A 26,708-nucleotide genomic window follows, 5' to 3' on the forward strand; every position below is an offset into this window, starting at 1 on the left:
CAAAAAACAGATGCAGCACGGGCTGCATCTGTTTTTTATTTATGAATCGTATCCAAATGTTTCACCGTTATCTCTTTAAATGAAGCTGTGCCGCCTTCAGAATAAAGGGTAATGCCTTTATCTTCAGGTCTCGGGAACACTTGATTTGAAAAAACGGTTTTTCCATCGCCGACAAATACTTCTATCGTTGTTTTATCGACGAGAATTTTTAAATGGGTCTTCTGTTTGCTTACATCGAAAGGTGTCTTGCTTTCGACATAGGTATTGCTTTTGTCAGGCTGATTTGCAGCCGCTCTGTTGACATATGCATAGCCGTCTTCGGCGAAAATGCCGACATCAATATGGCGTTCTTGGTCTTCCGACTCTCTCAGCCTGACGCCTGCGTTCTTTAGCTCTGACCAAGAAAGATCCATATCAAGCTGGTACGTATCAGCAGTGATCGACAGTGTTTTTGATCCGCTCACATCCTGATCCTCTATGTGGTCAGTTGAAACAGTCAGCTGCTCTAAAGCTTCGATCGGCTGTGAGACGAGACTGTATGTGCCGTCCTGCTCATGCAGCCGGAGTTCACGTATAACAGAATCTGTGCCATTAAACCCATTCTTCATTGTCGGTGTGTTGTTGGCGTAATCCCAATTGTTCATCCAGGCAAGCGCATACCGCTTTTCTAATGGATCTGTGCTTTTGCCGTCTTCGAACGTCACGCCGCCGTACCAGTCAAAGCCGTAGTCAAGCCATTGCGGTCCAGTCTGATCCGCTGTAAATTCTTTTCCGTCAAAGCTTCCAGTCCAGTAAGCGTACGTATTTGGTTTGCCCCATGGTTTACCGTTCGCGCTGGCACCGAGAACCCACTTATTGGTGCCGTCACTTGCCCGCATCATGTAGAGGTCAGGACATTCCACAATGCCCGCTTGCTCTGGGAAAAATCCGCTTGTGTAATGCCAGTTTTTTAGGTTATCGGATTCATAAAAGCTGATTTTTGTCCCTTCAGCCATGGCCATGACCCATTTGTTATCCTGGTCATCCCATATGACTTTCGGGTCTCTGAAGTCGTCTGTGCCGGGATTAGGCATAACGGGGTTATCACGATAGGACTTGAATGATTTTCCTTTGTCTGTGCTATACCACAAATATTGCTCCTGTTTTTTGTCTTTGGCAGAAGGCTGTGTCACTATCGCGACAAGCGCATTTTTCCCGAATCCTGCTGTGTTATTTTTATCGATTACAACAGAACCGGACCAAATATCGCCGTCCGGGTTTGTATATTTCGGAATTGCCACGCCTTCATCGGTCCAGTGCAGGAAATCCTCTGAAACGGCATGGCGCCATTCTGTGCCGTTTCCGTTTGGGTAATCCCGATTATAAAGATAGAAATAATGGTATTGTCCATCAAAATAGATTGGTTTTTGAGGATCATTTTTCCACTTGTCCGGCGTTGTAAAATGATATGCCGCCCGGTAGTCCGGTTTCTGTGTTGATTTTGTTTTTTTGACAGGTTCTTCGTTTGGCAATAAGTCGATAAACAGCAATATTCCTGCAAAGATGAGGAAGACGGTTAGCCATTTGCCTGCTTTTTTATAGTTCATATGGGATTCACCTTTATGATGGAAATAAGAAATAAAAGAAAATGCCAATAGGATATTGGCATTTTCTTTCGCGTTTTTATTTGTTAACGGTTAATTGTCCTTGTTCAAGGATGCTGTCTTTTACAACAGATGTTTTCTTGCCTTTGATGTTCAAGAGGAAGCTTGGCGCAAACGTTGCTTGTTTGTCAGCAAAGAAACCTCTGTTTGTCATGTAGCTTGTAATGACGACATTGTTTCCTTTAGCTTGAGGCACAGCGAAGTGTGAGTAAGTAAAGGTCACATCGTTAGGATCAAGATCCATTTTTAACACAAGGCCTGTTTTGTTTAGCGGCTTGTATGGGCCTGTTAAGGAATTAGAAACATAACCAAGCATATAAATGTCATTAGATGTAATGCCGTCGATTGTCATTTTTGATCCGCGAGAGTCAGTGAACAGGTACCATTTGCCATTCATTTTAAAGACATTCGGGCGTTCAATTTCATCTGTAACTGTGTTAGATGCAATCAGCGGTTTCATCACTTTTTTCATTGTGTAGTCATCGTTTAGCTCAATGATGCCGAGTGCGCCGTTTGCTAATTCTGCTGCGCGTTTTTTATCGCTTTGCAGAAGTTTTTGACTTTCTTGACGGAAGAATGATGTGCTTTTGCCGTAGTACGCTTTGTTAAATAAAGATTCTTCGCCTTGGTAACCGTTGTCAGTTCCAGTGTTCGCTTCAAATACTAAGTATTTGCGGCCTTTATCTTCCACGTAGTGCGGATCTCTCAGCGTATGGTTATCACCGGAGCTGTAGTTGCCTTCATCGATGAACTGCTGTACATTTTGATACGTTTTGCCGTCACCGTCAAAGATTGATTTATAATCTTCTACACCGTCGATATTCAGAGAGCTGTCTGACGTTGATACGTTAACCTGTGCAGTTGTCAGTGTTTGTTTGCCGTAATGTTTACCAGAAAAGTCAGTGTAGAACAAACGAATGTGACCGTCAGATGTGAATGTCGCTGAACCAGACCATTCTTGTGTTTGGTCTTTCAGGATTGAATCATTTGCATCGAATTTGTCGCTGTCTTTGAAGACACGGCCAGCGTTTTTCCAGCTGTCAATAGACGTTTCGCCGACTTTTTGATAGAACATGTAAATCGATGTGTCATCCGCATCTTTAGGGTCTCCCGCTAACGCAAAGACAATGTGGTAGCCGTGATAGTTTGCGACTGTGCCGTCAGCGTTTTGCAATGGCCAGCTGTCCCAAACGTCCAGGCCTTTTGCAGAAGAGATATTTTTAATTGTGGATGGATCAAATTCAGGCACTTGATATTTTTCATTTTTTTGCTGTTCAGGGATTTTCAGCATGTCATGGCGTGTAATATGGGTAATGCCGTACGTTTCCTTATACGGTTTTTGGTTCGTTTCTTTCGCAAACGCTTGAGTCGCGCCTCCTGCCAGCAGTGCAGTTGTAAAGGTTAATGCTGTCGCTTGTTTTGCAAACTTTTTGATGTTCATCGTTCATGTCTCCTTTTTGATGTACTGTGTTAGCGGTTTGCTTCTTCCGGCCCTCCTGTTGAAGATGGCAAGTCAGTTACCTCAATAAAAAAAGACCTAAAATATGTAAGGGTGACGCCAAAGAATACACTTTGCCCTTTACACATTTTAGGTCTTGCCTGCTTTATCAGTAACAAACCTGCGTAATTTACTTTTCGACATCATTCTATTAGACTCTCGTTTAGATTACAACGGGTCTATTTTCCTCTTTTGTTTGATAGAAAAATGAGAAAAGACCTTCACGGATATGAGTCGGATAGACTAATAGGTGTTGGGGAAAGCTCTTTTCTTTTCAGGAAGATCGGCTGTTTTAGAGACTGGTTGCATAGGTTGTATTCGGGGGCTTCGGCTTCAGCTTCAGCGATTGTGAAACGGAATCAGGATGCAGGCCACTATCACTCTTTCGGAATTATTTTTCTCATATTTTTCAAATTTTTGAAACATAGAAGGGGAAATATCGTAGACATTATGGGAGGTGTAAAAATGAAGCGAGAAAAAAGGATACATCTTGGCACATTATTCTCTGTGTTGGCGGAAAAACAGCAGTTCAACGGGACGGTTCTGGCCGCGGAGGACGGCGATATTTTATATCATCACTCTTTCGGTTATGCGGAACTGGCGGAAAAACGCCCTTTGCAAACCAGCTCTTTGTTTGAGTTAGCGTCTCTGTCAAAGCCTTTTACAGCTTTGGGGATTATATTGCTTGAGGAGAAAGGAATTGTTGGATATGAAGACAAAGTTGAGCGTTGGCTGCCGGGTTTTCCATATCAGGGCGTCACGATTCGGCATTTATTGAACCATACGTCAGGGCTGCCTGATTATTTTCAATGGTTTCTTGACAATTGGAACAAGCACAAGATTGCGGTGAATCAAGATGTTGTCGATATGCTGATGAATGAGGGGCTGCCTAGTGATTTTGAGCCGAACGAGGGCTGGCTGTACAGCAACACGGGGTATGTGCTGCTGGCGGTAATCATGGAAAAAGCCTCCGGCATGAGCTATTCGGATTTTATGAAAACACATATTTTCTCACCGCTCGGCATGAATGAAACGAGAGTGTATAATAGGAGGTTTCGGTCTGAGCAGACAGATCATTATGCATATGGATACGTGTATGATGTCCATTCCGAAACGTACGTCCTGCCTGATGATCTGGAAGAAACAAACTATGTTGTGTACCTCGATGGCATTCAGGGAGATGGCCCCTCCATACCCAGCCGCTGTTTGATCCGTCTTTATTTTATGCTCATGAAGGTACCTTAAGCATATGCGAGGACCTTTTCAAGCGAGGAATCTGTCTCCCATCAGGATCAAGTCTGACGGAAGAAGAACAAGACAGGGTCATTGATGTTTTACTGCATTTATTCCAAACTGCCGAGGTGAAGAAATGGACAGCAAGCATTCGATGATCAGCCTGAAACAAAAACTGTCCGGGCTGCTCGACGTCATTCCGAAACAATCCGAGATCATCTATGCCGACTATCCTCTATACGGAAATGTAGGGGATTTATTTATTATGAAGGGAACAGAGGCCTTCTTCAAAGAACATGGGATCCGTGTCAGAAAACGCTGGAATCCCGACAATTTTCCACTTGGGCGAAAGCTGGATCCGAATCTTATCATCGTCTGCCAGGGAGGCGGCAACTTTGGGGATTTGTATCCGTATTACCAAGGCTTTAGAGAAAAAATCGTCCAAGCCTATCCGAATCACAAAATCGTGATTCTGCCGCAATCGATTTATTTCCAAAACAAAGACAATCTCAAACGGACGGCGGAGATTTTTTCTAAGCATGCGAATCTCCATATCATCACAAGGGAAAGAGCTTCTTATGCAACGGCGCAGGCTTATTTTGCAAGCAATCAGATTAAGCTTCTGCCTGATATGGCCCATCAGCTGTTTCCTGTCGCTTCCACGCAGCAGCCGTTCAATCAAAAGCTGAGATTCATCAGGACAGATCACGAAGCGAACAAGGAGCTTCAGGAACACGCAAACGCGGAAAGCTACGACTGGCGCACGGTGCTGTCAGCTTCAGACCGCTGGACGATCGCTTTTCTGCAAACGCTGAACGTCCTGAATAAAAAAGCGGGCAACCCTCTGCCCATCGCGTATATATGGGAAAAATACTCTGATTATATCGTCAAAAAAGCGATTCGGTTTTTCAGCCGCTACGAATCGGTGGAAACGTCAAGGCTGCACGGCCACATCCTGTCCTCTCTGCTTCAAAAAGAAAACACGGTCATTGATAATTCCTACGGGAAAAACGCCAATTACTATCACACCTGGATGGAAGACGTGCAGAACACCCGACTCATCCAGAACGCCTCAAAAAAGGAAAACCTTCCTGCTCACATGTGAGCGGAAGGTTTATTTTGATTCTCCCCGTTTGACTTTGTTGTACGCCTCATCTAAATGCTGAATCCGTTTCAGAACAACTGCGTTTTTCGTCAGCTGATCCTGCACAAGCGTTGAGACGACGGAACGGTAGTAGCTATTCATCGCATGGATTTTATCCTCAGACTGATTCATTTCAATATGCTGTTTGAAATTCTCAATAAAATAAGGGACGGAAAAAAGTTCAGACATTTCTTTGGCAGCTCCTTTTTCATAAATATATACGGTGTGACCTCAATCATGTACAATGAAGAAAGGGGAGTGAGCAAGATGGATATGAAACTTCAGCAAGTACAAGTATTAAAGCCTCAACTGACACAGGAGCTCAGGCAGGCCATCACGCTGCTTGGCTATCATTCGGCAGAACTGGCCGAATACATTGATGAGCTCTCACTGGAAAACCCTCTTATTGAACGAAAGGAAACAGACACACCGCCACTATCTTACCATAAAACAAATAAAAACAGGATGAATGCGCAGGAAGCAGGCCTCCAATTAAGTGATCCGCAAAAAACATTGCAGGATGTGTTAAAACAGCAGGCACTCGATATGAATCTGACAAACACTGAAAAAAAGATTTTTCATTATCTGATTCATTCACTTGATTCAAACGGGTACTTGGAAGAAGATATGGAGGAGGCAGCACGGCGGCTATCTGTTTCAGCCAAGGAAGCGGAAGCGGTTTTGGCAAAGCTTCAGTCGTTAGAGCCGGCTGGAATTGGCGCAAGATCTCTACGGGAATGCATTCTTCTTCAATTACAGCGGCTGCCGAACAGAAATGAACAAGCGGAAATGCTTGTTTCTGCTCATTTTGAAGCTTTTGCGCAAAAGAACTGGAAAGCGCTTTCAAAAATGACTGGAATTCCGCTTCATACGATTCAAGATATCTCTGATGACATCGCAGCTCTTCATCCAAGACCAGGCCTTCTGTTTGCACGGCCAGAGCAAGATATGTATATCGAGCCTGACATTTTTATCATTGTGAAAAACGGGCACATCGCAGCGGAACTGAATACCCGCTCGTTTCCGGAAATAGAACTGCAATCGCAGTACAGACCGCTTTTATCGTCGGGTTCCTGTCAAGATACCGCTTCTTATTTATCTGCGAAATATCAGGAATGGCGCTGGCTGGACCGCGCGCTGCGACAGCGAAAACAGACGATCACGAGAATTGTCAGTGAGCTGATCACACGGCAAAGAGAGTTCTTTCTGAAGGGGAGAAGCGCAATGAAGCCGCTGACTCTCAGAGAAGTAGCTGACTGTCTAAGCCTTCATGAATCAACTGTAAGCCGGGCAATCAAAGGAAAAACGCTACAAACGCCGTACGGACTGTTTGAGATGAAACTCTTTTTCTCAGCAAAAGCCGAGGCCTCAGGAGATGGAGATGCGTCTAACTATGCAGTCAAAACCCATCTTGAAGACCTGATCAACCAAGAGGATAAAACAAAACCGCTCTCAGACCAAAAGCTTGCCGATTTGCTAAATGAACAGCACGGCATTCAAATCTCCAGACGCACTGTGGCAAAATACCGCGATCAATTGAACATTCCGTCATCGGCGGCCAGAAAACGGTATAAATGAAATCCTCCCGGAAAGGGAGGATTTTATTGTGTAATTAGGATGGAGAAGCCTTCATAAAATGTAAAGCAAGCTTTACGTCAAAATGGATTTATTGTATAATTTTAGGAAAAAGAGGTCATTCCTTTGAAAAATAGGTTAATAGAATACAGAAAGAAATATGGATATTCTCAAGATCAATTAGCTGAGCTGCTAAATGTCAGCAGACAAACGATCATATCAATTGAGAAAGAAAAATATAATCCTTCTTTGCCGTTAGCATTAGCAATCGCGAAAACATTTCATACCATTGTCGAGAACATGTTTTATGAAGAAGAGAATGAGAGATGAAAATCATGAAGTTACAAAAGGTTTACTTCATAATTGGCGTTTTATTCACAATGATTTTACTTACAAAAACCTTTTTTCAAATCGCGACACATTCTGTTTCCTTTACTGAATTATTAATGTGGGGAGCTCTGTCTTATTTAAGTTTTGCTGCGGGCTATATTTATCCACATTTCAAAGAAAAAGATGAAAGAGCCAACTTGATTAAGCAAAAAGGAATGCAGTACGCGCTTTACTTTGTATTGATATACTGCGTAATGATCATGTTCAGTATGCAGTTCAGTACAGTGGCGTTATCGGCGGTTGAAATCATGAGGATTTTAGTATCCTTAACCATCATTACGACCTTCTCTTCGTGGGTGATCTTATCAAAAAAATACTAGTAAATAAGAACTGGCGGATTGAAATCCTGCCAGTTCTTATTTTTCTTTCTCGATTAACTTGACTGATCAGACAGCATCATCCTCCTGGAATCATCCAGCTGAACACGTGATGCTGCAAAAAGGTGATGATGCAAACGAGCAGTAGCAAAAACAAGCTGTGTTTAATCGTAAAGCGGAAAAGATCCGACTCCTTCCCGGCGAGCCCTACCGCGGCGCACGCCACCGCGATCGACTGCGGCGAAATCATTTTTCCGGTGACCCCGCCTGAAGAGTTTGCGGCCACAGACAGAACAGGGTCCATGCCGACTGATAACGCGGTGACTTTCTGCAGGTTGCCGAACAGCAAGTTGGCAGATGTATCAGAGCCGGTAATAAAGACGCCGAGCCAGCCGAGAACAGGCGAAAAGAAGGTAAACATCGAGCCTGTCAGCGCGAGTGTCATCCCGAGTGTCGTACTCATTCCAGAGGAGTTGGTGACATAGGCAAAACCAACGACAGAAGCGATGGTCAAAATCGGAAACTTCAACTCTTGGATCGTTTCTTTTAAAACAGCTCCCCAGTCTCTCCACGAAATCGCCGTGATAAATTTTGACAGCACAGCGGCAATCAATATCGCAGTGCCGGCCGACCCAAGTACCTCAAGCTTGTAAAGTGCTTCAATAGGCGTACCGTCAGCATTGATAATTTGATTGTTCAACAGAGGCACACCAGGGGCAAAAGTCAGTTTTTCGCCAACTGTATTCAGCCACTTCAAGAAAACAGCGGCGCCTTCATAATGCCCGGTCAGCGCGGATTTGACAGATGGAATGCCCCATACAGAAATCATGACTGTCAGCAGCAGAAATGGCGACCAGGCTTTAAATATCTGCCCGCCGCTATACGCAGTCGCTGCCGGATTCGTTTTCGCTGTTTCAATCGCGGCGGCAGATTCCTGTTCACCGGCAAAACGGAATGTTGTTTTCGGCTTCCACCATTTCAAAAACACAGCAAGCGCGGCCATCGAAACAAGCGCCGACAAAACATCCGGCAGCTCAGGCCCCAAAAAATTGGAGCTAAGATATTGAACGACAGCAAAGGAAACACCGGAAACGAGAATTGCAGGCCAGACCTCAAAGGCTTTCCTGAACCCGCTCATGATGATCAGTAAATAAAGAGGAATAAAAACGGATAAAAACGGCAGCTGCCGCCCAACCATTTGCGAAATGTCCATCGCCGGAATCCCTGTCGGACCTTCTACGGCTGTAATCGGAATCCCAATCGCGCCAAAGGCAACCGGCGCCGTATTGGCAATCAAACAGATTCCCGCCGCATAAAGAGGATTAAAGCCGAGGCCCACCAGCAGCGCGGCAGAAATGGCGACCGGCGCGCCGAAGCCGGCCGCTCCTTCTAGAAAAGCCCCGAATGAGAAAGCGATCAGGAGCGCCTGAAGCCGGCGGTCATCCGTAATCGAGAGAACAGAACTGCGAATGATATCAAACTGTCCCGTTTTCACAGTAATTTTATACAAAAAAACAGACGTTACAATGATCCAGCCGATCGGCAATAGTCCGTATACGGCTCCTTGTGTGGCGGACATCAGCGCTTTTTCCGCCGGCATCCGATAAACCAATACAGCAATCACAAGTGCGATCCCCAAGGTGGACAAGCCCGCTGTATACCCCTTCATCCGTTTAATCGCGAGCGCCCAAAAAAAGAAAATAATCGGTACAAGTGCGGCAAGCGCTGATAAAAGCAAATTTCCCCCTATAGGCGTATATGCCTGTGTCCATTGCATCCCAAACCCCTCCTTGAAACATAAACTGGCGTATGTGTAAGCGGTTTCTAAAGATGATAGTATGATCATCTGATGACTGGGTAATAAGACCAGTTACCTAGCATTATATTTTGAAAAAAAACAAAGTACAAGACTTTTTGACAAAATTGTCAAAATCTTTTGGCGCCCCCAAAAACAGAGTATAATAGATCGTAAACAGCCAGACCTACAAGTTACGGGGTGAATTGCATTGAAATACAAACAGATTAAAACAAAGAAAATATATGAAGAAGTGGCGGACGCACTATTAGATATGATCAAAAATGGCGAATTGAAGCCAGGAGATAAATTAGACTCCGTTCAGGCGCTTTCCGAAAGCTTTCAAGTCAGCCGCTCAGCGGTTCGTGAAGCCCTTTCCGCGCTAAAAGCGATGGGGCTTGTCGAAATGAAACAGGGGGAAGGCACATACCTGAAGGAATTTGAGCTCAATCAAATTTCTCAGCCGCTCTCAGCTGCCCTTCTCATGAAAAAAGAGGACGTCAAGCAGCTGCTCGAGGTCAGAAAACTGCTTGAAATCGGGGTGGCAACATTAGCTGCTGAAAAACGAACAGATGACGATCTCGAAAGAATCCATGCTGCGTTAAAGGAAATGGGCAGCATTGAAGCCGACGGGGAGCTTGGAGAGAAAGCCGACTTCGCATTTCATCTTGCGCTGGCTGACGCTTCCCAGAACGACCTTCTTAAACATCTGATGAACCACGTTTCATCATTGCTGCTGGAAACGATGAGAGAAACACGGAAAATCTGGCTGTTTTCCAAGAAGACCTCAGTTCAGCGACTTTATGAGGAGCATGAACGAATTTACAATGCCGTGGCTGCGCAGGATGGAGCGCAGGCGGAGGCTGCCATGCTGGCGCATTTAACGAATGTGGAAGATGTGCTTTCGGGATATTTCGAGGAAAATGTACAATAACCAACTCATTTCCCGGGCAATTCTGCCGTTGCCAAATGAACAACCGAGACTGAGCCGCCAATGGTTCAGTCTTTTCACTTGCAGCAGCACCTAACATTTGTGAAAAATAAAGTAAAATATTTTACTAAAATGAATGTGAGCTGAATAATGGAGGCAGATGCAATGACGACAATGAAAGACATCGCACAGGAAGCGGGATTTTCGATTCAACTCCTGATCCCGATCATTTTGACTCGGTCAGGCCCGATTTTGCTCAAATGACAAGGAAGACAGTACATATCCTGAGCGGGAAGGGCATAAGAGTATCGGTAACATCAGCTTCGCAAAGTATGTCTCGTCCCCTCTGATGACGCTTCATATTCATATACATGAAGTATGCAAAAATACTGTTGAAATGCTGCTTGAACAAATGCCGGACAAGAGAAGACCGGTAAAAACATGATATGTAGGTGCGCATTCATCGTCAGTAAGAGTATGAATTAAGAATGGCTTAGGAGACTAAGCCATTTTTTAGGTAAAAAATTTATTGATAGAGGTAAATAGTTGGTTTGCTCATTTTTCCAGTCGTGCTATATTAATTTTAAAGCGCTTTCGCAACTAGCTGCAAAAGCATTTTGTGTCCGGATTAACCGCGGGGGGAACAAAAGGTTAAGAGATGAAGGAGGAGAATATGATGTCAAAGCTTGAAAAAAAGCATGTAACAGATGCAACATTTATGCTCCACGGAGGAGACTACAATCCTGATCAGTGGCTGGATCGGCCTGATATTCTAGCCGATGATATTAAGCTGATGAAGCTTTCTCATACGAATACCTTTTCTGTCGGCATTTTTGCATGGAGCGCGCTTGAGCCGGAGGAGGGCGTGTATCAATTTGAATGGCTTGATGATATTTTTGAACGGATTCACAGCATCGGCGGCCGGGTCATATTAGCAACCCCAAGCGGAGCGCGTCCTGCTTGGCTGTCGCAAGCCTATCCTGAAGTTTTGCGCGTCAATGCTTCCCGCGTCAAGCAGCTGCACGGCGGAAGGCACAACCACTGCCTCACATCTAAAGTCTACCGTGAAAAAACACGTCACATCAACCGGCTATTAGCAGAACGATACGGCAATCATCCGGCGTTGTTAATGTGGCATATTTCAAACGAATACGGTGGAGAGTGCCACTGCGATCTATGCCAGCATGCTTTCAGGGAATGGCTGAAAGCAAAATATGACAACAGCCTCAAGACATTGAACCATGCGTGGTGGACTCCTTTTTGGAGCCATACATTCAATGACTGGTTACAAATTGAAAGTCCATCGCCGATCGGTGAAAATGGCTTGCACGGCCTGAACTTAGACTGGCGCCGGTTCGTCACTGAGCAAACGATTTCGTTTTATGAAAATGAAATCATCCCGCTGAGAGAACTGACACCTGATATTCCGATCACAACGAACTTTATGGCTGACACACCGGATTTGATTCCGTATCAGGGCCTCGACTACAGCAAGTTTGCAAAGCATGTCGATGTCATCAGCTGGGACGCTTACCCGGTCTGGCACAATGACTGGGAAAGCACAGCTGATTTGGCGATGAAGGTCGGCTTTATCAATGACCTATACCGAAGCCTGAAGCAGCAGCCTTTCTTATTAATGGAGTGTACGCCAAGCGCGGTCAATTGGCATAACGTCAACAAGGCGAAGCGCCCGGGCATGAATGTGCTGTCGTCTATGCAGATGATTGCCCACGGCTCGGACAGCGTTCTCTATTTCCAATACCGCAAATCGCGCGGATCATCAGAAAAATTGCACGGAGCAATAGTAGATCATGACAATAGCCCGAAGAACCGGGTCTTTCAGGAAGTGGCCAAAACCGGTGAAATATTAGAACGGCTGTCCGAGGTTGTCGGAACGAAGAGACCGGCTGAAACCGCTATTTTATATGACTGGGAAAACCATTGGGCACTCGAGGACGCTCAGGGGTATGCGAAGGCGACAAAACGTTACGTGCAAACCCTTCAGCAGCATTACCGCACGTTCTGGGAACACGATATCCCTGTCGATGTCATCACGAAAGAACAAGATTTTTCACCATATAAACTGCTGATCGTCCCCATGCTTTATTTAATCAGTGAAAACACCATTTCCCATTTGAAAGCGTTTGCGTCTCGTGGCGGCACCTTAGTCATGACATATATCAGCGGGATTGTAAATGAGCATGATTTAACGTACACAGGCGGATGGCATCCAGACCTGCAAGCGATTTTCGGAATTGAGCCTCTGGAAACCGATACGCTGTACCCAAAGGATCGAAATGCTGTGAGCTATCGCAGCCAATCATATGAAATGAAGGATTATGCAACGGTGATCGATGTAAAGACCGCATCTGTAGAAGCCGTGTATCAAGAAGATTTTTATGCGCGTACGCCAGCGGTCACAAGCCATCAGTATCAGCGGGGCAAGGCGTATTTTATCGGCGCCCGTTTGGAGGATCAATTTCATCGGGATTTCTATGAAGGACTGATCACAGATCTGTCTCTTTCTCCTGTTTTTTCGGTTCGGCACGGAAAAGGCATCTCCGTACAAGCGAGGCAGGATCAGGACAATGATTATATTTTTGTCATGAATTTCACGGAAGAAAAACAGCTTGTCACGTTTGATCAGAGTGTGAAAGATATGATGACAGGAGAAATATTATCCGGCGACCTGACGATGGAGAAATATGAAGTGAGAATCGTCGTAAACAAACATTAGGCTGATGCCTCCGCTCGATATGGGCGGATTTTTTTTTATTTACTTTTGAAAGCGTTCACTAAGGGGTGGGGAGTGTCATGAAAAGCAGAGTGAACTTGTTCTTTGGCTGCCATCGTATGGAGTGCATTTAGTTCAACGGGATATGCCGCTGCCTTCCTTGCAGGTGTTTCAATATGCGGAGTCAGGCCATACCCCTAAGAAACGCTGAAACAGAAAACATCCATGAGATGTACCCATCTCATGGATGTTTTTATTTTACATCAACTACTATAAAACATTCGTCATCACTTTTATGATGGGCTTCCTTATGGTGATGCAGTGATGTAAGGATGTTCTCTTTCAGACCAGCAATAGGCAAATCGGGGTGATCCTTTAATAAATCAAATAAATAACATGAAGCTGTGGGGTCCATCACACCATCAGTATACAGCAGGAGCCTTCCGCCGCCTTCAGTATATGAAAGGCTTTTTGACTGAAACACCGCGTCTTCAAACATCCCGATCGGAGGCGCGGTAGCGGGCAGCGGATGTTGGGTTCCGCCGGCGCCCTGCCATAATGCCGGCGGATGTCCTGCGTTGACATAATCAATTCTTTGCCGGGCTGTATCAACCTCAAGATAAATAGCCGTGCAATAATGTCTCGCTTCCTCATCATTTTGAAACAAGCTGTGCAGGTGCCGGTCTAATTCCTTCATGACTTTGTCGGGGCTGAGACCTTGCGTGATCTGGCGCTGGAACAAAGGATGAAGAGACATCGTAATCAATGCAGATGAAATCCCGTGTCCCATCACATCAAGGATAATAATGCCGTAACGATGTTCATCAATTTGATAAAATCCGTATAGATCACCGGATAACTCACTGGATGCTTTGTAATAAGCGTCAATTTGAATCTGATCGTTTACAATCGGTTCAGTCAATGAGTATTCTTGAATCTTCCTGGCGAGCTCGAGCTCTCTTTTGGTGTTTAATTTAAATTGCTGATTTTGTTTGTTGGTCTTAAGAAGTTCTTCTTGTTTTGCCTTCAGTGTTTCCAAGGCAATTTCTAACTCAGCATTGGCTTTCTGCTTGGCAAGCAAAGCTTCCTGAGCGTCGTTTCTGGCCATTAGAAGTTCATTTTCATATTCGTTTCGTTTCCGCATCGGAATGAGAACACACTCAGTGACGGATGCTCCTTTATCTTCTCTTACAACAGCATTGACCAGGGTGGGGATTTCTTCTCCATCACTTGTCTTCAAAGAAATGTACATTTCTTCGATGTGCTTCTCTAGTTTTAAAAGAGGCACAAAATAGAGCTGGTAGAAAAGCTGTGCGGAAACGGTCAAAATTGTATCCATATGCTGGCCGATCACCTGTTCCGAACGATAATCCAGAATCTTGAGCAGGGTACGGTTGACAGCTATGATCGAACCCTCTTCTGACAAAGTGAGAAAACCGCATGGTGCATCATTCAATTGTTTGTCCATTAAGAGGGTCACCTCTATCCCTTTCGTTCCTATATCACGTGCGCTTGCAAATAATCGCTGATCAGCTGGATCGTCTCTTCAGGATGGCTCATGTGGGGACAATGCCCGCGAGCCTCCATTTGTCTAAGTGTACTATATGGAAGATGCTTATGCATATATTCGCCTACTGAAGCCGGTGCGATGATATCATCAGCACTTTGGAGAATCAGTGAGGGAGCTGTTACCTTCGAAAGATCCTCTCGGTGATCAGAAAAAAACGCGGCTTTTGCGAATTGGCGGGCAATCACAGGATCAGTAGAACAAAAACGGCTTTCAAGCTCTTCCTTGATGTCAGGCCGATCTGGCTGATTCAGAACCGTTCCTGCAAATACAGTTGCCCAGCCTATGTAATTTTTCTCCATCATCTCCAGCAAACCACGGAGCTGCTCCTCCTCAAATCCTCCGTAATACTCAGGGGGATCATCTAAATAACATGGAGAAGGTCCCACCATCACCAAATGGGAAAAAAGCGCAGGGCGGCGGATGGAAGCTAGCATCCCAATCACAGCCCCGACAGAGTGCCCCACAAACACGGTCTCTTCCAGATTTAAAGCCTCGCAAACATCAAGAACATCTTGGGCATAGCCTTCAAGTGTCCGGTAACGATTCAGGTCATATGCGCGTATATCCGAATTCCCAGAACCGACGTAATCAAATAAAATAACTTGATACTCTTCCTCGAAGGCCGGCGCCACGGCATTCCACACGCTTTGATCACATCCAAAACCGGGGGCGAAAATGATAGATGTTTTGCCGTTTCCCTTCACCTTTACATCATTTCGAGACAAAATCGCTTCGTTCATGATTGGCTCCTTTCAGCCGATAGTTAAAGTTCAATATGTATATCATAACACTCACGGTTTGAAGAGTGTGTCTTTCTATGAAAGTAAATAGCAGTTTCATAGAATGGGGACATACGGCTCAAGCGGGCTGGATGAATTGGAAAATCTAGAGGATGGATGGCCTAGAAACCAGCCGTGAGAATGAATATGACATTTGTCACCCGTTATCATGACACCCTATACTTCCATCAGTTTCTGCGTCATTTTACAATCAATGTAAGAGACCAGGAGGTGCTCATGTGATGAATGAGGCAGTAACAGTAAGCAATGTGTCAAAACATTTTCAGAAAAAAACAGCTGTAAACAACATCAGCTTCAGCATTAAAAAAGGAGAAATTGCAGCTATCCTCGGGCCCAATGGGGCAGGGAAGACGACCGTGATCTCCATGATATTAGGATTGCTAACACCAAGCGAGGGAGAAATCAAACGATTTAACCGGGTTCCTGATGACAAACAGGTGCGGGAAAAAATAGGCGTGATGCTGCAGGAAGTGAGTGTCATGCCGGGACTGAAGGTGAATGAAATCCTCGAGCTCTTCCGAAGCTATTATCCCAATCCATTGTCCATGAAAAAACTTATTTCGTTAACAGCACTCACAAAAGAAGATTTGAAAACGAGGGCAGAAAAGTTATCCGGCGGACAAAAACGCCGTTTGAACTTTGCTTTGGCTCTTGCCGGGAATCCGGAGCTGCTGATCTTTGATGAGCCGACAGTGGGAATGGACACATCATCAAGACATCGATTCTGGCAGACCATTCATGGACTGGCCGATCAAGGAAAAACAATTATTTTTTCAACGCATTATTTGCAGGAAGCGGATGATGCCGCACAGCGAATCTTATTTTTTGCAGACGGGCGGCTTGTGGCAGACGGATCGCCTATGCAACTCCGCTCAAGGATGCAAAAACAGGCTGTTTCTTTTGAGATGCATTCAGATGAATCATTGGAACGGCTGTCCCGTCACCCGGAAGTAGAGCGGGTGATTCAGAAGCACCAAAGGATCATCATTCAAACATCAAATACAGACAAAGTGTTAGCACTCATTTTTCAAGAAAACATACGCGCGTGCGATATCCGGATTGAGCAAGGAACGCTTGATGAGGCATTTCGCCAGCTGGCTGACGGAAACAGGGAGGCGATGTGAGTGAACATGCTGCAGAAGCAAAGCATAGCTGAAATGAAAAGGGTGCTTCGGAATAAGTACTTTGTGCTTTGGTCGCTGCTGATGCCGATTGCCTTTTATTATCTCTTTACCAATGTAGTGAATACGGGCGTACCTGATCAACGTGCATGGGACGCCCACTACTTAATGTCGATGACAGTCTTCAGTGTGATGGGGTCCTCTATTATGACGCTTGGAATCCGTATGGTTCAAGAACGGTCACAAGGCTGGACCGCCTTTATCCGCATCACGCCTCTTCCGGATCATATCTATTTATCAGCTCAGATGATCGGCCAAAGTGTGATTCACGTTTTATCCATTACCGTCATCTTTCTGTTCGGCGCGCTCATGAATGACATTGCCCTGTCGCCGTTTGAATGGATCATGAGCGGACTGTGGATTTTGTTTGGCGCATTGCCGTTTTTAGCGTTAGGCACACTCATCGGCCGCATGAGAAAAGTAGAAACCGCAGCCGGAATCAGTAATGTGCTTTACATGCTGCTCGCTTTAGGCGGAGGCATGTGGATGCCGTTTGAGGTCATGCCTGAGGTGATGCAGAACATTGGCCGGTGGCTTCCGTCTTATCATTTCGGTAACGGAGCGTGGGAACTTGTTCGAGGCGGGGGCCCATCATGGGAAAATATTTTGATACTAATCACTTATTTGATGCTCTTCATGCTACTATCTAAGTATATAAGCAGAAAACAAGAAGCGGTGTGATCTATGAAATTTTTACCATCCATATTCCCTAAGCAATTCGGTTTTTTCCCTTATATCTTTCTGGTGTACACCATCATGCCGTTTCTTTCTTTATTGAGAGAAACAGGCGTCAAACAGGTGCTCGGATATGGCATGCTGCTCTTTTTTGTCATAGCCTATCGCCAGTTGTTTTGCAATGTGGGCAGAGCTTCGTTTACGTATTGGCTTATCGTGCAAATGGCGGTTATTTTCATCTATAGTGTGTTTTACAATATCACCTATATCTATTTAGGGTTTTTTCCGGCAAACTTTGTTGGTTATTACAAAGAGAAAACAAAGTTTAACCGTGCGTTCTGCGGTTTACTCCTTATGCTGCTTTTTCCGTGTTTTTATCAATTTCTAGTGAATTCGGTTTCACTCCAGGAGCTTTTTCCTGTTCTTCCGTTTCTCGTCATCATGCTCATTTCTCCATTCGGCATCCGTTCTATGTTTCGGAGAATTGAACTCGAGACCAAACTTGCCCAAGCCAATGAACAGATAAAAGAACTCTCCAAAAGGGAGGAGCGTGTTCGAATCGCCCGTGATCTCCACGATACGCTCGGTCATACCCTTTCGCTTCTTACGTTGAAAAGCCAGCTGATTCAGCGGCTGGCAACATCTGATCCGGAACGGACCCGGCTTGAAGCAAAAGAAATGGAAACCAGTTCAAGAGCCGCACTCAAGCAAGTTCGGGAGCTGGTTTCTGATATGAGAACGGTCACGATGACAGAGGAGCTCGCCAACATTCAGCACATCTTAAGATCGGGAAACATTACGTTTCAATACGAAGGGGACGAAGACTTTTCAGCGATCTCTCCCGTCACACAAAATATGATCAGTATGTGTATGCGGGAAGCTGTGACCAATATCATCAAGCACAGCAAAGCCACCCACTGCGCCATTGCCATTTCTCAGTTTGCTGACAAAATGAAAGTTGTGATACGGGATGACGGAAAGGGTGCGGCGAAGGAGAACACATTTGGGAATGGCCTGCGGGGAATGGAAGAGCGGCTGATGCTCATTGAGGGCGGATTAACGCTTTCAGCTCATAACGGAACGGTGTTGACACTGACGATTCCGCTTATTAAAAAAGCAGATTGATAGGAGGACGAAAAGAATGATTCGTCTGTTGATTGCTGAGGACCAGCGAATGCTTTTAGGCGCTTTGGGATCTCTGCTTGATTTAGAAGAGGATATGGAAGTCATCGGACAAGCACGAAACGGGGAAGAAGCGTTCAAAGCCATTTTGGAGCTGGAGCCGGATGTATGCATCATGGACATTGAAATGCCGGCCCGGAGCGGGTTGGATGTGGCAGAGGAATTGATGCAAAAAGGCAGCGGCAGCAAGATTATTATTTTAACAACCTTTGCCCGTCCCGGCTATTTTGAACGCGCCGTTAAAGCCGGCGTACATGGCTATCTCCTGAAAGACGGCGAAATTGACGATTTGGCCGACGCCATCCGAAAGAGTGTAAAGGGTAAACGAGTCTTCAGCCCGGAGCTGACGTTTAATATGATGCGAGACGAAAATCCACTCACCGTAAGAGAACAAGAAATTCTGCGGCTGGCGGCTTTAGGCAAGACAACAAAAGATATTACGCTTGAACTCTATTTATCTCAAGGCACAGTCCGAAACTATATTTCAGAAATCATCCAAAAGCTCGATGCGAAAAACCGGACAGAAGCCGCCAGCATTGCTGAGGAAAAAGGCTGGATCTAACCATATGTTTTCAGCATCACGGCACTCCTGAGGGATCAGGGGTGTTTTTTTATAAGCCCGTAAATGAAATTATACCCAGAAAACCCTTTCCTTCCATTGTCAGAATAGTGTACGATATTCATATAGTTATTTTAACTCAGGTCATCAGATGACCAGATCATATATGGGGATGAGAGAGGGGTTCATCATGAAAGTCTCACTTTTTGTCACTTGTCTTGTTGATATGTTTCAAACAAATGTCGGAAAAGCGACGGTTGAGCTGTTGGAGCGGCTTGGATGTGAGGTTGATTTTCCGGAGGGGCAGATCTGCTGCGGGCAGCCGGCTTATAACAGCGGCTATGTGAGTGACGCCAAAAAAGCAATGAAACGGATGATCGAAACGTTCCAGGATTCCGAATATGTCGTCAGTCCTTCCGGTTCCTGCACAACGATGTTCCGAGAATATCCGCACCTGTTTCAGGATGACCCGCAATGGGCCGATAAAGCGAAAAAGCTGGCGGATAAAACGTATGAACTGACCGATTTTATCGTGAACGTCCTTGGCGTTGAGGATGTCGGAGCGAGCCTTCATACAAAAGCGACCTTACATACGTCGTGCCATATGTCGCGGCTGCTCGGAGTTCGGGAGGAGCCGATGAAGCTCTTGAGCCATGTGAAGGGCCTAGAGTTCACAGCGCTTCCGGGCAAACATAACTGCTGCGGATTCGGAGGAACATTCTCCGTCAAAATGGCGCAGATTTCTGAACAGATGGTCGACGAAAAAGTCGCATGCGTGGAGGATACGGGTGCGGAGGTACTGATCGGAGCTGACTGCGGCTGTTTGATGAATATCGGGGGCCGGCTTGACCGAAAAGACAAAAATGTCAAAGTGATGCACATCGCCGAAGTGCTCAACAGCAGATAAAACTGGATTCAGAGGGGGAAGGATCATGGCGATGAAAATCGGTACTGACGCTTTTAAAGAGCGGGTATCACAGGGGATTGATAATGAATTTATGAGAGGTGCTGTTTCTGGTGCGCAGGAACGTCTGCGGACACGGCGCCTTGAAGCGGCCGAAGAGCTGGGAAACTGGGAAGAATGGCGCTCCTTATCAGAGGAAATCAGGCAGCATGTCCTTGAAAATCTCGATTTCTATCTCGGCCAGCTTGCCGAAAATGTGGCGAAACGAGGCGGGCATGTTTATTTCGCGGAAACATCGGAAGAGGCGTCTTCTTATATTCGCGACGTTATTCAAAAGAAGAATGGAAAGAAGATCGTAAAATCAAAATCAATGGTCACGGAGGAAATCAATCTGAATGAGGTGCTGGAGAAGGAAGGCTGTGAGGTCGTTGAAACCGATCTTGGCGAGTATATTTTGCAGATTGACGATCACGATCCGCCGTCACATATCGTAGCGCCCGCCCTTCATAAAAATAAAGAACAGATACGCGATGTGTTTAAAGAAAGGCTGGACTATCAACATACAGAAAAACCGGAAGAGCTTGTGATGCATGCGCGCGCCATCCTCCGGGAAAAGTTTCTCGAAGCGGATATCGGCATTACAGGCTGTAACTTCGCCATCGCTGATACGGGTTCTGTCAGCCTTGTGACCAATGAAGGCAATGGACGGCTTGTGAGCACATTGCCAAAAACGCAAATCACCGTCATGGGAATGGAGCGGATTGTCCCGACATTTTCTGAATTCGAAGTGCTTGTCAGCATGCTGACAAGAAGCGCTGTCGGACAGCGGCTGACAAGTTATATTACGGCTCTGACAGGCCCGAAGCTGGAAGGGGAAGTAGACGGGCCGGAGGAATTCCATCTAGTCATTGTTGATAATGGCCGGTCCAACATTCTCGGAACGGAATTCCAGTCTGTCCTGCAATGTATCCGCTGTGCCGCCTGTATCAACGTCTGCCCTGTGTACCGCCATGTAGGCGGGCACTCTTACGGCTCAATTTATTCGGGGCCGATCGGGGCGGTTTTATCACCGCTGCTCGGCGGTTATGACGATTATAAGGAGCTGCCGTACGCATCTACGCTGTGCGCGGCTTGTTCAGAAGCCTGCCCGGTCAAAATTCCGCTACATGAGCTGCTTCTCAAGCATCGCCAGAACATCGTTGAAAAAGAAGGCAGGGCGCCGATCAGCGAAAAGCTCGCGATGAAAGCTTTCGGGCTTGGCGCGTCCTCTTTGCCGCTTTATAAAATGGGATCAAAATGGGCGCCGGCCGCGATGACGCCTTTTACAGAGGGAGAAAAAATGTCGAAAGGGCCCGGCCCGCTCAAAAGCTGGACACAGATCCGCGATTTCCCGGCACCGCATAAATCGAGATTCAGAGACTGGTTTACAGATAGAGAAACGAGTGAACGCGCGAAGGAGGAGGAGTCATGACGAAGGGGACCGTTCAGAATCAAGAGAGCTTTTTAAACCGGGTCGCATCACGCCTGGGACGTGACAGAAGAACAGGGGGCGTGGCAGTCCCTGAGTGGGCGCATCAGCCGCAATATCGCACACTTGAAGGATATTCAGCGGATGACTTGGTCACAGTGCTCAAAAACCATTGTGTCAAAATCCATACAGAGCTGATTGAAACGGATTCAACCGGCTTATATGATGCCCTGCGCGAGCAAGTCAGCCGCTTTTCCGGAGGCCCTGTCATCATTCCGAAGGATCCGCGCTTTGAAGCATACGGGCTAAAAAGCCTGCTCACCAAAGACTGGCCGAGCGATGGAACGCCGGTCTGGGAGTGGGATGCTGACAAAGGCGAAGAAAATATCAAAAAAGCGGAGCAAGCCAATGTTGGAATTACATTCAGTGAAATCACACTGGCCGAGTCGGGGACGGTTGTCCTCTTCTCCTCAAAAGATATCGGCCGGTCTGTCAGCCTTCTGCCGACGACCTACATTGCGATTGTGCCAAAATCAAGCATTGTGCCGAGAATGACGCAAGCCAGTGATATCATTCGCCAAAACATTGCGGACGGCACCACTGTCCCCTCCTGCGTCAACTACATTACCGGACCGAGCAACTCGGCCGATATCGAAATGGACTTGGTTGTCGGCGTGCACGGACCTGTAAAAGCCGCATATCTTCTCGTCTCTGACCGCTAACGCTAAAGCCCGGCAGCTTGTTGCCGGGCTTTCTGCTTGAAAAACTTCAACTTCCAATTGTTTGGCCGATGAGAAGAGTATGACTTGCAAAAGGAGGAAATATAATGAAAAAATGGCTGATCGCAGCTGTTTCACTGGCGATTGCGATCATTCTGTTTATGTATTCAAACGCAGAAGCGAAAGCGGCTGGCATGACATTAGGCTACACGACTGGGGATACGGCCTCATACAATTCTCTTGTGAAATATCATACATACATGAATTCGATCGCCACAGATACGTTTGCGTTTGAAAAAAACGGACAAATCATTGGCGATGCCCCAAGCAAGCAGCTGACATATGCGAAAAAGAAAAACATCAAGACATGGGCGGTCATTTCAAACTATAATGACACGATTTACGATTTTGACGGAGACTTAGCGAGTCGAGTCATGAGGAATCACACAGCAAAAAAACGATTCACAGATCAGTTAATCGCACTGGCTAAAAAGCACTCATACTATGGTATCAATATCGACTTTGAAGCAGTGAACCCAGCTGACCGATCCACATACTCACGCTTCATTCAAGATGTCTCACAGGCTCTGAAAAAGAAACAGATCAAAACAATGGTTTCCGTTCCGGCCAAAAGCGCCGATGATCAAAGCGACGACTGGAGCTGGCCGTATGATTATGCGAAAATCGGTCAATATGCCGATTATGTGCAAATCATGACTTATGACGAACACGGCATTTGGGGCGAACCAGGATCGGTGGCGAGCACAGGCTGGATCAAAAGCTCTCTACAATTTTCAGCCGAAAAAATCAAAGCCAATAAAGTCATCATGGGAATTCCGGCGTACGGCTATGACTGGGATATAGAAGATGAAAGCGGCAGCGCAATGAGAGAATGGAATGAACTCAAGACCCTCATCAACAAGCAGAAAGCCAAACCGATATTCAACAAAACATCAGGTTCAATGACGTTTTCTTACGTTGACGAAAAGAAGCATAAACATGTCGTGTGGTATGAAAATGAAAAAACTGTCCAAACGAAAAGCCATCTGGCAAAGCGGTACAAAATAGCAGGTGTCTCAGTTTATGCATTAGGAAACGAGTCAGAATCCTTTTGGAAAGCCATTCGAAAAGGGACAAAATAACAATTTCTTTTTTCTATGGGGTTATTGACAGTGTAAAAAGAAGCACGTATATTATGTTAGTATATTCAGAACATAACATTTCAGTTTTTCAGAAAACGAAAACACATAGATTGGGAGCAGTAAAAGAAAGCGGTCAGAAAAGAGAGCTGCGGGGTGGTGTGACGCAGCCTGATACTTCTTTGAACTCGCCCGGGAGTGGTAAGGCGAAACGGAATAGATAGAATATTCCCCATGTTTTAACGGCTAACCTTCGTTACAGGTCGAAAGCTGGATTCTTCATGAAGAATCAACAAGAGTGGTACCGCGGTCAGCCTAAGGCTCGTCGTCTCTTTGTCTATTAGATTAGATAGGAGACGGCGGGCTTTTTTGTTTTTGAAAACGAGAAGGAGAGGTAGTAGAGGATGAAAAAGGACAATCAGACGTTAAAACGCACGATGACGTCCCGCCATATTATGATGATGGCGCTGGGCGGAGCAATCGGTGCAGGTTTATTTAAAGGAAGCAGCTCGGCGATCGATGTGGCGGGGCCTTCTGTCATTATCGCTTACCTGCTCGGCGGCATTATTTTGCTGTTTGTTATGCAAGGGCTCGCGGAAATGGCTGTGCGCAACCGAAATGCAAGAACCTTCCGGGATCTTGTCCAGCAGGTGTTAGGAAATTACGCTGCTTATTTTTTGGACTGGATATATTGGAAAATGTGGGTGCTCAACATTGCGGCTGAAGCTGTCGTCGCTGCGATTTTTATTCAATATTGGCTGCCGGGCTGCCCGATCTGGGTTCTGGCATTAGGGATATCTCTAGTCGTCACGGTTGTGAACTTGCTTTCTGTTAAAATCTTCGCCGAAACCGAATATTGGCTGGCAATGATCAAAATTACCGTTATTATTCTCTTTATTATATTAGGATTGTTGCTGTTATTTGTATCATTCGGTGATCATACAGCTGCTGGGTTCTCAAACCTGACAGAGCACGGCGGATTTTTCCCGCACGGCGGCACAGGGCTCATTACGGCGATGCTTGTCGTGATCTACTCTTACGGCGGTACAGAAATTATCGGTGTCACGCTTGCCGAAACAAAGAATCCGGAAAAAGTTGTCCCGAAAGCTGTCCGCAGCACACTGACACGGATTGTCGCGTTCTACCTGCTGCCGTTTTTCATCATCGTCAGCCTGATTCCATGGAACAAAGTCAATTCCGTTCCGGAAAGTCCCTTCGTCATGGTCTTTCACATGGTAGGCATTCCCGGCGCGGATCATATCATGAACGCAGTCATCCTGCTGGCGATCATTTCTTCCATGAATTCAGGTTTATATGGATCATCACGCATTTTGTATACTCAGGCAAGTGACGGAAGGCTTCCGAAGGTCTTTTCGAAGCTTTCATCGAAAAACGTGCCAATGTTTGCGATTCTGATGTGCACTTCCTCCCTTTATATTGGCGTCTTGATTTCTCTATTCGCAGGAAGCCAAACGTTTGATTACTTAATGGGATCACTGGGGTATACCGTATTATTCATTTGGCTGATCATCGGATTCGCCCATTTGAAATCAAGAAAACACCAAACAGAAACACCGGCCTATTATGTAAAGTGGTTTCCGTACACCACATGGTTTGCGATTCTGGCGTTACTCGCCATTCTGAGCGGGGTCATCCTGACAACGTCAATTGTCATTACCAGCATTACGGCGGTGATCTACCTTTTGATTACAGTTGTATATGTGGTCAAAGGACGCAAGCATCAGTAAATAAGGAACCCTCTTGTCTCATCTGACAAGAGGGTTTTGATGATTGTACAGCCAACTCATTTACGCCGCCGCTTTCTGTGTGCTTTTGATTTTGAATTCCCGAGGCTGATGCTCGTCACATCCGAAGTTCAGCCAAAAGGCTTAAGATGAGCGGTTCATGCAGGAAAATAGAGCTGGCCAAGACCGACATAAGGGAATCAAGGAAGCGACTTGGCTGCTTCTCCTGAAACAAGCCAGCCTAGCGCAATAACGAGGAATGATTGGGATGGCACAGGAATGTTTGGGGCTGAATAATAGTGCAAATCGTTTCTTTTATATTGTTCGAATTTCATCGAATCAAATTCTTTTATTCCTGAATGCAGTTGTGTTATGGTGTGAGAGAAGTCCTTTCATTCATGACTTGACAGCTTGAGGCTGTTTACTGATAACACATTTGCAAAGGAGAACAATATGTCTAACAACCAACGCAAAGATACCTTGCTTTCTGTTTTGAATTTATCTCCGGTTGTTCAGGGAGGAACGGTTGCGGATTCATTCCGAAACAGCATGGACTTGGCGCGCCGTGCGGAGGAATGGGGCTACCACCGCTATTGGCTTGCTGAGCATCATAATATAGAAGGTGTCGCAAGCTCTGCCACCGCGGTCCTGATCGGCCATATTGCCGGAGGCACAAAGAAAATCCGCGTCGGTTCCGGCGGCATTATGCTTCCGAACCATTCTTCATTAGTGATTGCTGAGCAATTCGGAACACTTGAAACGCTTTATCCCGGACGGATTGATCTGGGGCTCGGACGTGCGCCGGGAACAGACCAATTGACAGCAAGAGCGCTCCGCAGAAACATCAACAGCGGTGAAGATTTTCCAGAACAATTAGAGGAACTGCGCAATTACTTTAAACCATCGGGGAATGTGCGTAATCAAGTCCGCGCCATTCCGGGAGAAGGCGTTGATGTTCCGATTTGGCTGCTGGGTTCAAGCGGCTTCAGCGCCCGTTTGGCAGGTGAACTGGGCCTTCCGTTTGCATTCGCTGCCCATTTCTCGCCGGCAAATACTGTTCCCGCTCTGGAGCTGTACCGCAATTCCTTTACGCCGTCGGAAGTGCTCGATGAACCGTATGCAATGGTTGGCGTTACCATTATCGCGGCAGATACAAACGAGAAAGCGCAGCACCTTGCGACATCGCATTACCAAAGATTTCTTGACCTTGTCCGCGGCACGCCGAACCAGCTGAAGCCGCCTGTTGAGGATATGGATCGCATTTGGAGCCCGTATGAAAAAGCGATGGTCAATGAGCAGCTGAGCTCGACGATTGTCGGCGGTCCGGAAGAAGTGAAGGCGAAGCTCGAAGACTTTGTCAACACAACGCAAGCTGACGAAATTATGGTCAACTCAGAAACCTTCGAACACGCAGACAGAATGCGTTCGTTTGAAATCATCGCAGACGTGTGGAAAAATAGATAACCAGCTATAAAAAAAGCAATGTAGCGGGAAGACCCATACATT

22 protein-coding genes, 5 pseudogenes and 1 other annotated feature are annotated in these 26,708 nt (G+C 46.0%); of the genes and pseudogenes, 20 read left to right on the forward strand and 7 right to left on the reverse strand.

The features are described from left to right. Positions 1-35 precede the first annotated feature (35 nt). Positions 36-1,586, reverse strand: a complete 1,551-nt coding sequence (locus tag BV11031_RS00145) for a glycoside hydrolase family 32 protein (RefSeq protein WP_010328687.1) — start codon at positions 1,584-1,586, stop codon at positions 36-38. A gap of 76 nt (positions 1,587-1,662) precedes the next feature. Next, positions 1,663-3,084: a levansucrase gene (sacB, locus tag BV11031_RS00150; protein WP_010328686.1), complete on the reverse strand. Its 1,422-nt coding sequence runs from the start codon at positions 3,082-3,084 to the stop codon at positions 1,663-1,665. A gap of 522 nt (positions 3,085-3,606) precedes the next feature. Between sacB and BV11031_RS00155 the strand changes: the two are divergent. The 3 genes and pseudogenes from BV11031_RS00155 to BV11031_RS00165 form a co-directional block, all read left to right on the forward strand. Further along, positions 3,607-4,326 (forward strand): annotated as a pseudogene (locus tag BV11031_RS00155) (serine hydrolase domain-containing protein); the annotation flags it as partial. Beyond that, positions 4,326-4,532: pseudogene (locus tag BV11031_RS00160) on the forward strand (DegT/DnrJ/EryC1/StrS family aminotransferase); the annotation flags it as partial. The pseudogenes BV11031_RS00155 and BV11031_RS00160, both read left to right, overlap by 1 nt. Next, positions 4,511-5,479 carry a polysaccharide pyruvyl transferase family protein gene (locus BV11031_RS00165; protein WP_010328667.1) on the forward strand — a complete coding sequence of 323 codons (969 nt, stop codon included), beginning with the start codon at positions 4,511-4,513 and terminating at the stop codon, positions 5,477-5,479. The pseudogene BV11031_RS00160 and the gene BV11031_RS00165, both read left to right, overlap by 22 nt. Before the next feature lie 9 nt (positions 5,480-5,488). Here the strand turns inward: BV11031_RS00165 and yvfG are convergent, their stop codons facing one another. After that, positions 5,489-5,707 carry a protein YvfG gene (gene yvfG / locus BV11031_RS00170; protein ID WP_003235267.1) on the reverse strand — a complete coding sequence of 73 codons (219 nt, stop codon included), beginning with the start codon at positions 5,705-5,707 and terminating at the stop codon, positions 5,489-5,491. Positions 5,708-5,785: 78 nt separating this feature from the next. Here yvfG and rpoN point away from each other — a divergent pair, with 78 nt between their 5' ends. From rpoN to BV11031_RS00185, 3 genes are all read left to right on the forward strand, one after another. Then, on the forward strand, positions 5,786-7,096 hold the full coding sequence (rpoN, locus tag BV11031_RS00175; protein WP_010328666.1) for an RNA polymerase factor sigma-54: 1,311 nt from the start codon (positions 5,786-5,788) through the stop codon (positions 7,094-7,096). 123 nt (positions 7,097-7,219) lie between these two features. Beyond that, positions 7,220-7,423 carry a helix-turn-helix transcriptional regulator gene (locus BV11031_RS00180; protein WP_010328665.1) on the forward strand — a complete coding sequence of 68 codons (204 nt, stop codon included), beginning with the start codon at positions 7,220-7,222 and terminating at the stop codon, positions 7,421-7,423. 5 nt (positions 7,424-7,428) lie between these two features. Beyond that, positions 7,429-7,803: a hypothetical protein gene (locus tag BV11031_RS00185; RefSeq protein ID WP_241210306.1), complete on the forward strand. Its 375-nt coding sequence runs from the start codon at positions 7,429-7,431 to the stop codon at positions 7,801-7,803. Between the two features lie 76 nt (positions 7,804-7,879). Here the strand turns inward: BV11031_RS00185 and lutP are convergent, their stop codons facing one another. Next, positions 7,880-9,577, reverse strand: a complete 1,698-nt coding sequence (gene lutP, locus BV11031_RS00190) for an L-lactate permease LutP (RefSeq protein WP_010328663.1) — start codon at positions 9,575-9,577, stop codon at positions 7,880-7,882. A gap of 229 nt (positions 9,578-9,806) precedes the next feature. Here lutP and lutR point away from each other — a divergent pair, with 229 nt between their 5' ends. The 4 genes and pseudogenes from lutR to BV11031_RS23315 form a co-directional block, all read left to right on the forward strand. Beyond that, a complete protein-coding gene (lutR, locus tag BV11031_RS00195; protein ID WP_010328662.1) occupies positions 9,807-10,529 on the forward strand; it encodes an L-lactate utilization/bacilysin biosynthesis transcriptional regulator LutR in 723 nt (240 codons plus the stop codon). 176 nt (positions 10,530-10,705) lie between these two features. Continuing rightward, positions 10,706-10,971, forward strand: a pseudogene (locus tag BV11031_RS00200) (hypothetical protein); the annotation flags it as partial. A gap of 228 nt (positions 10,972-11,199) precedes the next feature. Then, the gene (gene ganA, locus BV11031_RS00205) at positions 11,200-13,263 is read left to right on the forward strand and encodes a beta-galactosidase GanA (RefSeq protein ID WP_082246304.1); all 2,064 of its coding nucleotides are present in this window, start codon (positions 11,200-11,202) and stop codon (positions 13,261-13,263) included. Between the two features lie 77 nt (positions 13,264-13,340). After that, a pseudogene (locus tag BV11031_RS23315) lies at positions 13,341-13,416 on the forward strand (hydrolase); the annotation flags it as partial. 97 nt (positions 13,417-13,513) lie between these two features. On the opposite strand, the gene rsbP reads toward BV11031_RS23315, so the two are convergent. Both rsbP and BV11031_RS00215 read right to left on the reverse strand, forming a co-directional pair. Next, positions 13,514-14,728: a phosphoserine phosphatase RsbP gene (rsbP, locus tag BV11031_RS00210; protein WP_010328660.1), complete on the reverse strand. Its 1,215-nt coding sequence runs from the start codon at positions 14,726-14,728 to the stop codon at positions 13,514-13,516. Positions 14,729-14,757: 29 nt separating this feature from the next. Continuing rightward, a complete protein-coding gene (locus BV11031_RS00215; RefSeq protein ID WP_010328659.1) occupies positions 14,758-15,570 on the reverse strand; it encodes an alpha/beta fold hydrolase in 813 nt (270 codons plus the stop codon). Positions 15,571-15,848: 278 nt separating this feature from the next. Here BV11031_RS00215 and BV11031_RS00220 point away from each other — a divergent pair, with 278 nt between their 5' ends. The 9 genes from BV11031_RS00220 to BV11031_RS00260 all read left to right on the forward strand — a co-directional run bounded on the left by BV11031_RS00220 (position 15,849) and on the right by BV11031_RS00260 (position 25,205). After that, positions 15,849-16,754: an ABC transporter ATP-binding protein gene (locus BV11031_RS00220; RefSeq protein ID WP_082246303.1), complete on the forward strand. Its 906-nt coding sequence runs from the start codon at positions 15,849-15,851 to the stop codon at positions 16,752-16,754. Continuing rightward, entirely contained in the window at positions 16,755-17,492 is a 738-nt protein-coding gene (locus BV11031_RS00225) for an ABC transporter permease (protein WP_010328657.1), read from the forward strand. A gap of 3 nt (positions 17,493-17,495) precedes the next feature. Beyond that, a complete protein-coding gene (locus BV11031_RS00230) occupies positions 17,496-18,611 on the forward strand; it encodes a sensor histidine kinase (RefSeq protein ID WP_010328656.1) in 1,116 nt (371 codons plus the stop codon). A 16-nt stretch (positions 18,612-18,627) separates the two neighbouring features. Continuing rightward, positions 18,628-19,230 carry a response regulator transcription factor gene (locus BV11031_RS00235; RefSeq protein ID WP_010328655.1) on the forward strand — a complete coding sequence of 201 codons (603 nt, stop codon included), beginning with the start codon at positions 18,628-18,630 and terminating at the stop codon, positions 19,228-19,230. 187 nt (positions 19,231-19,417) lie between these two features. Then, positions 19,418-20,134 (forward strand): lactate utilization iron-sulfur protein LutA, encoded by a 717-nt coding sequence (gene lutA / locus BV11031_RS00240; protein ID WP_010328654.1) that lies wholly within the window; start codon positions 19,418-19,420, stop codon positions 20,132-20,134. 25 nt (positions 20,135-20,159) lie between these two features. Next, the gene (gene lutB, locus BV11031_RS00245) at positions 20,160-21,602 is read left to right on the forward strand and encodes a lactate utilization iron-sulfur protein LutB (protein ID WP_010328653.1); all 1,443 of its coding nucleotides are present in this window, start codon (positions 20,160-20,162) and stop codon (positions 21,600-21,602) included. Further along, positions 21,599-22,321 (forward strand): lactate utilization protein LutC, encoded by a 723-nt coding sequence (gene lutC / locus BV11031_RS00250; RefSeq protein ID WP_010328652.1) that lies wholly within the window; start codon positions 21,599-21,601, stop codon positions 22,319-22,321. Before lutB ends, lutC begins: the two co-directional genes overlap by 4 nt. Before the next feature lie 104 nt (positions 22,322-22,425). After that, positions 22,426-23,460, forward strand: coding sequence for a glycosyl hydrolase family 18 protein (locus BV11031_RS00255; protein WP_129550666.1), 1,035 nt, complete (start codon positions 22,426-22,428; stop codon positions 23,458-23,460). Positions 23,461-23,557: 97 nt separating this feature from the next. Further along, positions 23,558-23,793, forward strand: a binding site (T-box leader). A 68-nt stretch (positions 23,794-23,861) separates the two neighbouring features. Next, positions 23,862-25,205 (forward strand): amino acid permease, encoded by a 1,344-nt coding sequence (locus BV11031_RS00260; protein ID WP_010328651.1) that lies wholly within the window; start codon positions 23,862-23,864, stop codon positions 25,203-25,205. A gap of 56 nt (positions 25,206-25,261) precedes the next feature. Here the strand turns inward: BV11031_RS00260 and BV11031_RS23235 are convergent. Further along, positions 25,262-25,465, reverse strand: a pseudogene (locus BV11031_RS23235) (DMT family transporter); the annotation flags it as partial. A 190-nt stretch (positions 25,466-25,655) separates the two neighbouring features. On the opposite strand from BV11031_RS23235, the gene BV11031_RS00270 reads away from it, so the two are divergent. Next, a complete protein-coding gene (locus BV11031_RS00270) occupies positions 25,656-26,666 on the forward strand; it encodes an LLM class flavin-dependent oxidoreductase (protein ID WP_010328650.1) in 1,011 nt (336 codons plus the stop codon). Positions 26,667-26,708: the final 42 nt, after the last annotated feature.

It is taken from the genome of Bacillus vallismortis, from assembly GCF_004116955.1.
GTDB classification, from domain to species: domain Bacteria; phylum Bacillota; class Bacilli; order Bacillales; family Bacillaceae; genus Bacillus; species Bacillus vallismortis.